The organism is Thermomonas sp. LB-4, from assembly GCF_036409385.1.
Taxonomy (GTDB): domain Bacteria; phylum Pseudomonadota; class Gammaproteobacteria; order Xanthomonadales; family Xanthomonadaceae; genus Thermomonas.
Genome location: NZ_JAXOFT010000041.1, coordinates 1 through 8,052 on the forward strand (window position 1 = coordinate 1; position 8,052 = coordinate 8,052).

The 8,052-nt window shown below is 67.3% G+C and carries 10 protein-coding genes and 1 pseudogene; all 11 read left to right on the forward strand.

Features of this window, described 5'->3' with window-relative positions; genetic code table 11:
• Nucleotides 1–300 precede the first annotated feature (300 nt).
• Nucleotides 301–531 (forward strand): helix-turn-helix domain-containing protein, encoded by a 231-nt coding sequence (locus SPK54_RS13275; RefSeq protein ID WP_099648608.1) that lies wholly within the window; start codon nucleotides 301–303, stop codon nucleotides 529–531.
• A gap of 97 nt (nucleotides 532–628) precedes the next feature.
• A pseudogene (locus tag SPK54_RS13280) lies at nucleotides 629–799 on the forward strand (JAB domain-containing protein); the annotation flags it as partial.
• Nucleotides 800–895: 96 nt separating this feature from the next.
• Nucleotides 896–2,584 (forward strand): arginine--tRNA ligase, encoded by a 1,689-nt coding sequence (gene argS, locus SPK54_RS13285; protein WP_330948361.1) that lies wholly within the window; start codon nucleotides 896–898, stop codon nucleotides 2,582–2,584.
• Entirely contained in the window at nucleotides 2,585–3,403 is an 819-nt protein-coding gene (locus SPK54_RS13290) for an SPOR domain-containing protein (RefSeq protein WP_191728851.1), read from the forward strand.
• 120 nt (nucleotides 3,404–3,523) lie between these two features.
• The gene (locus SPK54_RS13295; protein ID WP_191728850.1) at nucleotides 3,524–3,877 is read left to right on the forward strand and encodes a hypothetical protein; all 354 of its coding nucleotides are present in this window, start codon (nucleotides 3,524–3,526) and stop codon (nucleotides 3,875–3,877) included.
• Between the two features lie 10 nt (nucleotides 3,878–3,887).
• Entirely contained in the window at nucleotides 3,888–4,646 is a 759-nt protein-coding gene (locus tag SPK54_RS13300) for an SDR family NAD(P)-dependent oxidoreductase (protein WP_330948362.1), read from the forward strand.
• Between the two features lie 40 nt (nucleotides 4,647–4,686).
• Nucleotides 4,687–5,148: a DMT family transporter gene (locus SPK54_RS13305; RefSeq protein WP_330948363.1), complete on the forward strand. Its 462-nt coding sequence runs from the start codon at nucleotides 4,687–4,689 to the stop codon at nucleotides 5,146–5,148.
• Between the two features lie 40 nt (nucleotides 5,149–5,188).
• A complete protein-coding gene (locus SPK54_RS13310) occupies nucleotides 5,189–5,845 on the forward strand; it encodes a hypothetical protein (RefSeq protein ID WP_330948364.1) in 657 nt (218 codons plus the stop codon).
• Nucleotides 5,846–5,892: 47 nt separating this feature from the next.
• Nucleotides 5,893–6,336 (forward strand): hypothetical protein, encoded by a 444-nt coding sequence (locus tag SPK54_RS13315; RefSeq protein WP_330948365.1) that lies wholly within the window; start codon nucleotides 5,893–5,895, stop codon nucleotides 6,334–6,336.
• Between the two features lie 510 nt (nucleotides 6,337–6,846).
• Nucleotides 6,847–7,377 (forward strand): hypothetical protein, encoded by a 531-nt coding sequence (locus SPK54_RS13320; RefSeq protein ID WP_330948366.1) that lies wholly within the window; start codon nucleotides 6,847–6,849, stop codon nucleotides 7,375–7,377.
• Between the two features lie 23 nt (nucleotides 7,378–7,400).
• Nucleotides 7,401–8,003, forward strand: a complete 603-nt coding sequence (locus SPK54_RS13325) for a DUF2235 domain-containing protein (RefSeq protein ID WP_330948367.1) — start codon at nucleotides 7,401–7,403, stop codon at nucleotides 8,001–8,003.
• The last annotated feature ends 49 nt before the right edge of the window (nucleotides 8,004–8,052 follow it).

Below are 8,052 nucleotides of genomic sequence, written 5' to 3' on the forward strand. Positions count from 1 at the left end.
TCGGATGGGGATTGGACTCCAGATCGCGGTGCTACTCAAAGGTGGGGGGACGTCGGGGCGGTGGCGAAGGCATCGCGGCCGAACCCGCCTATGTGCCCCCTACGCTATCCGTTTCTCCGACACCTGCCCGGAACACCTTCCAAGGCTGTGAATGACGCAGCATGTATGTCCGTGCGGAAGCGTGAGGCACCGATTCCGGGCACTCAAATACAAGCCCGAAAGCGGCCTGAAGAGACTACCGCTACGATCAACTGAAGACGCGGCGGGACGGCCTGGATCGTGCAGCCGAAGGAGGCGATAGTGTCAAATAGCAAGTTCCTTACCCCTGACGAGGTGGCTGAACGCTACCGTGGCGGCATTTCAGTCGGGACTCTTCGAAATTGGCGCGCGATGCGTCTCGGACCGTCCTACGTGAAAATTGGCAAAGCTGTGCTTTATCCTCTCGATGAGCTTGATGCGTGGGACGAAAAGAATAAGGTCCAGTGCCGTGCATCAAAGGGCCTCGAAGAGCGCACGTATGATCAGCCGTGATCATCACGCTCGGTCATCGCGAACCGCCCCCAATCCCCGGAACCATTTGGGGCGTCCAAGCGACGTAGCTCTTAAAAATCAACACGTTATGCGAACCATATGGATGGTGCACAACCACCCCAGCGGCAGCAGCGAGCCCAGCGCCGCCGACCGCGCCGTCACCGCGCGCCTGAAGCAGGCCCTGCACCTGGTGGACGTGCGCCTGCTCGACCATTTCGTGATCGGCGACGGCGCGCCGGTGTCGCTGGCGGCGCGCGGCTGGGTGTAGCCCGGCGGCCGGTTCAGCAACCGCCGGGGGCGGGGCGGGGCCGGGGCCGGGGCCTCGCGTACAATGTGCGGCCGTACGCTCCAAGCCCCCAGCCCAGTGAAATCCACGCTCAAGGCCCTGGTCGAACAGGGCATCGCCGCCCTCCGCGACCAGGGCATCCTGCCCGCAGACCTGGCCACGCCCGATTTCGTGATCGAGCGTCCGAAGGACCGCGCGCACGGCGATTTCTCCAGCAACGCCGCGATGGTGCTGGCGAAGCCCGCGCGCAGCAATCCGCGCGCGATCGCGCAGGCGCTGGCCGCGGCGATCCCCACCGGCGGCGACATCGCCGCGGTCGAGATCGCCGGCCCCGGCTTCCTCAATTTCCGCCTGGCGCCCGATGCCTGGCAGCGGCAGCTGCGCGAGGTGCATGCGCAGGGCGATGCCTACGGCCGCAACGCCAGCGGCGCGGGCCGCGTCGCCGGCGTCGAGTACGTCTCGGCCAACCCCACCGGACCGCTGCACGTCGGCCACGGCCGCGCGGCGGTGATCGGCGATTGCATCGCGCGCGTGCTCGACGCCAACGGCTGGGACGTGAAGCGCGAGTTCTACTACAACGATGCCGGCGTCCAGATCGAGAACCTGGCGAAGTCGGTGCAGGCGCGCGCGCGCGGCATCCGCCCCGACGACGCCGGCTGGCCGGAGGACGGCTACCGCGGCGACTACATCGCCGACGTCGCCCGCGCCTTCCTTGACCACGGGAGCGTCGAGGTCGAAGGCCAGGTCGTGAAGGCCACCGGCGACGCCGACGACATCGACGCCATCCGCCGCTTCGCCGTCGCGTACCTGCGCAACGAGCAGAACGGCGACCTCGCCGCCTTCGGCGTGTCGTTCGACGTCTACTTCCTCGAGTCGTCGCTGTATGCCGACGGCAAGGTGGAGGAGACCGTGCCCCAGCTGGTCGAGGGCGGGCACGCCTACGAGGACGGCGGCGCGCTGTGGCTGCGCACCACCGCCTTCGGCGACGACAAGGACCGCGTGATGCGCAAGTCCGACGGCACCTATACTTACTTCGTGCCCGACGTCGCCTACCACCTGTCGAAGTGGCAGCGCGGCTACGAGCGCGCCATCACCGAGCTCGGCGCCGACCATCACGGCTCGCTGGCGCGGGTGAAGGCCGGCCTGCAGGCGCTCGACAAGGGCATCCCGCAGGGCTATCCCGAGTACGTGCTGCACCAGATGGTCACGGTGATGCGCGGCGGCGAGGAAGTGAAGCTCTCGAAGCGCGCCGGCAGCTACCTCACCCTGCGCGACCTGATCGACGAGGCCGGCCGCGACGCCACGCGCTGGTTCCTGGTCGCGCGCAAGCCCGACTCGCAGCTGGTGTTCGACATCGACCTGGCGCGCAGCCAGTCGCTCGACAACCCGGTGTACTACGTGCAGCTTTCGCACGCGCGCATCTGCGGCCTGCTGCGGCAGCTGAAGGAGCGCGGCCTGGGCTTCGACCTCGACAACGGCCTGGCGCAGGCGCTCGACCTGGACAACGCCGCCACCCTGGAGCTGGTCACGTCGATCAGCCGCTGGCCGGAGCTCCTGGCCGCGGCCGGCCAGCTGCTCGAACCGCACCTGGTGGCGCAGTACCTGCTGGAGCTGGCCCAGGCCTTCCAGTCGTATTACAACGATCACCAGTTCCTGGTGGACGACGCGGACGTCCGCGACGGCCGCCTGGCGCTGGCCCTGGCCACCCGCCAGGTGCTGGCGAACGGACTGGCTGTTTTGGGCGTGCAGGCCCCGGAGGCGATGTAAGTGGCGGTCAAGCGTGGCAAGTCCCAGGCGCGGCGTACTGGCGGCGGTGGCACACCGCTGCCGGGCTGGGCGTGGCTGATCATCGGCGTGCTGCTGACGATCGTGGTGGTGCTGGCGGCCCCGAAGCTGCTCGAGTCCGATGGCGAACCGGGCTTCTTCCGGCCCACGCCGAACCCCGACGCGACGCCGGCCGCCGCCCGCGGCGATGCCGGCGAAAGCGTGGCCGACGACGCCCCGGCCCCCGCCCGTCCTGCCCGATCCCGGTCCGGCGACGCCCAGGAGGAGGCTCCGGCCGAGACGCAGTACGACTTCTACACGCTGCTGCCGGGCCAGGAAGTGGCCATGACCGACGCCGAACTGGCCGCCAGCGCGCGCGCCGAGCAGGCGCGCCGCGACGAACTGCTGGCGCGCGAGCGCGCGGCGCAGCAGCGCGAACTGGATGCCGACGCGGCCGACCTCGCCGCCGATGCCGCGGCGCAGCCCGGGCAGGCCACCACGCCGCCGCGGCCCGCAGCCCAGGCGCCGGACGCGGCTGCGGCCGCGACCGCGGCGAGGCCCGCCGCCTCCGCACCGGCCGCCGCCGACGGCGTCCGCTACATCCTCCAGGCCGGCTCCTTCGCCAGCAACACCGATGCCGAGGCGCTGAAGGCGCGCATCGCGATGCTCGGCCTGGTCGCCCGCGTCGAGCAGGCCGAGATCGACGGCCGCGCCATGTACCGGGTGCGCATGGGCCCCTACGGCACCGCGTCCGAGCTGGCCGAGGCCAAGCAGAAGCTCGGCAACGGCGGCCTCGAGGCGCTGGCGATCCGCGCTCGCTGAGCCCGGCCTAACGCCCCCCCGGGGCCGCCCGCCAGTCGGCCCGCCGGCTGGTTCCAGGCCCGTCGCGGTCGCTGCGATGGCCGGGGTCCAGGCTGTCCTTCCCCCGGGGAGGACGCCTCCATGCCCATCGAAGCCGCACTCGTCAAGCCGCTGGTCGACGCGCTGCTGGCGCTGTTCCGCGAAAGCAGCGACCTCCGGCTCAAGCGCGACGCCGAAGCGGCGCTGCGCGAAGTCATCCGCGAACTGCTGAAGGCCAACCCTGACGAGAACCGCGCCGAGGCCCGGATCGCCATCGCACGCGCGGCGGGCATCATTTCCGAAGACGTGGTGCTGGCCGAGGACATGCTCGAGAAGCACCGCGCCGCGAAGTCGCGCACCGCCGGCAAGACCGCGACCGGCCGTCGCCGCGGCGCGGCGTCGAAGGCCGCCGACCGTCCTCCGCCGAAGCCGTCCACGCGCAAGGGTGCGGCGTAGAATCGGGCGCATGAAAACCCTGCTCGTCACCGGCGCCACCGCCGGCTTCGGCGCCGCGATCGTGGAGCGCTTCGTCTCGTCCGGGGCATGGCGCGCGATCGCCACCGGCCGCCGCCAGGACCGCCTCGACGCCCTCGCCGACCGCCTCGGCCGCGACCGCGTCCACGCCGCCTGCTTCGACATCCGCGACGCCGACGCGATGGCCGCCGCGCTCGACGCCGTGCCCGCGCCCTTCCGCGACCTCGACCTGCTGGTCAACAACGCCGGCCTCGCGCTGGGCACGGCGCCTGCGCAGGCCTGCGACCTCGCGCAGTGGCGCCAGATGATCGACACCAACGTCACCGCGCTGGTCGCGATCACCCACCGCCTGCTGCCGGTGCTCATCGAGCGGCGCGGCGCGATCGTCAACATCGGCTCCATCGCCGGCGTGTATCCGTATGCAGGTGGCAACGTCTACGGCGCCACCAAGGCCTTCGTCGAGCAGTTCTCGCTCAACCTGCGCTCGGACCTGCACGGCAGCGGCGTGCGCGTGAGCGTGATCGAGCCCGGACTGGCCGAAACCGAGTTCACCCTCGTGCGCAACGGCGGCGACCAGGCCGCCTCCGACGCGCTGTATGCCGGCGCGCAGCCGATCACCGCGGCCGACGTGGCCGAATCCACCTGGTGGATCGCCAACCTGCCGCCGCACCTCAACATCAACCGGCTGGAAGTGATGCCGGTGAGCCAGTCGCTGGCGGGGCTGCAGATCGACCGCGGGTCGGCGCGGTGACCGCGCGCGCGCCACGGGTCCGCGGACCGGGGTGCGCGGCATGAGCCAGTGGCTGGCGATGCTGGCCATCGTCGCCATCGGCGCGGTGCTGCCGCTTCAGGGCCTGGTCAACGCGCGGCTGGCCGGCGCGCTGCATGGGCCGGTGATGGCCGCCTTCGTCTCGTTCCTCGTTGGCAGCGTGGTGCTGGGGTGCTGGCTGCTGGCATCGCGCACGCCGTGGGGCGCGGCGCCCGACGCCCGTTTCCCCGCGTGGATCTGGCTCGGCGGCGTACTCGGCGCGGTCTACGTCGCGGTGTTCACCCTGCTGATCCCGCGCGTGGGCGCGGCCGCGGCGATCTGCCTGGCGGTGCTCGGCCAGGTGGTGGCCTCGCTCGCGCTCGATCACTTCGGCGTGCTGCAGGCGCAGCGCCCGGCGGACTGGACCCGGGTGACGGGTGCCGTGCTGGTACTGCTGGGCGTGCTGCTGGTGGCGGCACCGTGGAAGGCGCCGCCGGCCGCCTGACAGCCGGCTATTCACCCACTACGACATGGAGGGTCGCAGGATGCCAGACCAGTTCACAGGGTTCCGCTTCACGGGGTTGCGCCGGAAACCAGCTCGCGCGCCGGGCTTCGCCGCGGCTTCGGCCGCACTTCTTTCCATTCTGTTCAGCGCAGGATGCCACTCATCCATGGTCGCTCAACCCGACTCGCCTGCCTCGTTCCGGGGCGACAACACCGTGGCCGACTGGCCGCTGAAGTTCGTCCGCCACAGCTTTGGCGCCTACTGCTACGACACCATCGGCTGCAAAGTGCTGTACGCCGGTTTCCCGCATGGCGCCAGCAGCGATGACGAGGTCAGCCCGCCAGCGTCATCACGCGGGCCCGACTACCGCAAGCACTGGAACGCCGGCCACCTCGCCCTGCCGAACTTCCCGCCGCCTGCCGTCGTCACCTGGCGCTCGAAGGATGGATCCGCACATCGGGCCGAGGTCGATATCGGCGAGATTTTCAAGGACAGGCTGATCGTCCATGACGTGCCACGGGAGAACATCCCGGAAGGGGTCTCCATCCAGGACCCTGGAATCGTGCTCGAGGTGAATGACCGTACGATCAATGTCTGCATGAAGACATTCATCCCCACAAAAACACTCCGTACTCCGGGGAATCCTCACAGCAACTATCGCTACGATCCGGTCCTTGTCTGGAGCAGGACCTACTAGACAAGCCAAGGAAGGCCAACGCAGCCGATCATGTCCGCCTCGAGGCGATGTATGTCCAGTTCGTGACGAAGGCAAAAGCTTGGATTGACGAAAATTCTGATACGGAAATCCGTCTCGCCAGCATCGGCTTCAGTCGCGGCGCCGAGCAGGCCACCCGTCTCGCCCGGCTGGCACATGAACGGGGCACCCAAGACCCAGCTGAAATGACTATCAAGCGCGATGCGAAAGGCCTGATCGAAAGCGTCGAGTTCACCAGGCCACCCCTGGTGGAGCCGGGACGGACCCCGCAGGCAGTCGGTCTGTTCGACCTGTTCCAGTCAACCCGCGTACTCGATCCAGGCATGACCGACCGCGCTCGCTTCGATCAACATCACCGGATCCGCAACTGGAGCAGGTCCTCTCGATCATCAGGCCAAGGAAGGCAAGCTATCAGCAGGAACCCGAACACTGCGGGTACCTCTATCCGCCGAATTTCCATCTACGGGCTTTGATTCCAACCAGCGAACTGCAGATTCCGGGAAACCGCTATAGCAGGCACCGCGATGACCTGATCCTCGCCCGGGCAAAAAACCTACGGAATCACGACGATAGACAAGAACAAACGACCTGTTAGCGTCAGCGCGTATCCGTTGACGAATACGACCTCACAAGCAAGACAAGGACAGCAGCGCACTGTATCGACTTCTCCCCACACCTGTACGCATGGATGCAATAGAGTCCGACCGAGCTCCTGTTCGTTGTTGCGTTCGAAAGTGCAGATCGAGAACTGGTTCAAGGAGAGACTGGGCTCTCCATGCCAAGCTCGTTCCGGTCAGGGCCCGATATGATAGTTTTTTTCCATGGCTGGTCTGTAGCCGGCCACACACCCACTACCAATGGAGGGTTACAGGGTGCCAGAAGAATTCGCAGGGTTCCGCCGGAAGTCAGTTCCTGGGCCGGGCTTTGCCACGGCTTTGCCCATTTTCATCTCTGTACTATTCAGCGCAGGATGCCACTCATCCATGGCCGCCCAACCCGACTCGCCTGCCTCGTTCCGGGGCGACAACACCGTGGCCGACTGGCCGCTGAAGTTCGTCCGCCACAGCTTTGGCGCCTACTGCTACGACACCATCGGCTGCAAAGTGCTGTACGCCGGTTTCCCGCATGGCGCCAGCAGCGATGACGAGGTCAGCCCGCCAGCGTCATCACGCGGGCCCGACTACCGCAAGCACTGGAACGCCGGCCACCTCGCCCTGCCGAACTTCCCGCCGCCTGCCGTCGTGACCTGGCGATCGAAGGATGGAACGGCACACGAAGCGGAGGTCGATATCGGTGAAATATTCAAGGACAGACTGATCCTCCACGACGTGCCGCGGGAGGACATCAGGGAAGGGGTTTCGATACACAACCCCGGGATCGTGCTCGAAGTGAACGACCGTACGATCAACGTCTACATGAAGGCACGCATTCCGACGAATTCGCTGCGCACTCCCGGCAATCCGAACAGTGATTTTCGCAATGACCCGGTCCTGGCCTGGAGCCGGACGTACTGAATCAGGTTCAAGGACGGACGATCATGGGCAAGGACCGCAATCCTGATGGCGTCAGCACCTACCCCGCTGACGAGAACGACCTCGCGAGCTACGAAAGGGCCAGCGATGCATTGTCCCGGCTTTCGACGCCTGTACTACTGGATTCCTCCAGACCGAACGAGCGCCTGTTCGTTGCCGCTTTCGACGGTACCGGCAACAGCATGTACAAGGACGCCGCGGAGAACCACACCAACGTAGCCGAGGTCGTCAAACAGCTCGAAAAGAACGAATCTTCCAGCATCGGCTACGGCTACGTCGAAGGCGTTGGCACGCAGGGCGGCTTGACAGGTGTGCGAGACCTTGTTGGCGGACATACCTACCTGGCCCGTCTAGAGGAGATGTATGTCCAGTTCGCAGCCAAGGCAAAGGATTGGATCGACGAGAATCCGGATGCCGACATCCGCATCACCAGCATCGGCTTCAGCCGGGGCGCGGAGCAGGCCGCCGGATTCACCCGCCTGGTTCACGAACGCGGCATCCAGGATCCTGAAGGCATGGTGGTCAAGCGCGATGCGAAAGGCCTGATCGAAAGCGTCGAGTTCACCAGGCCGCCCCTGGTGGAGCCGGGACGGATCCCGCAGGAGTAACGCGCGAAAGTTGGTGATGCCCTGAGGGGCGGCATATCATGGCGGTGTT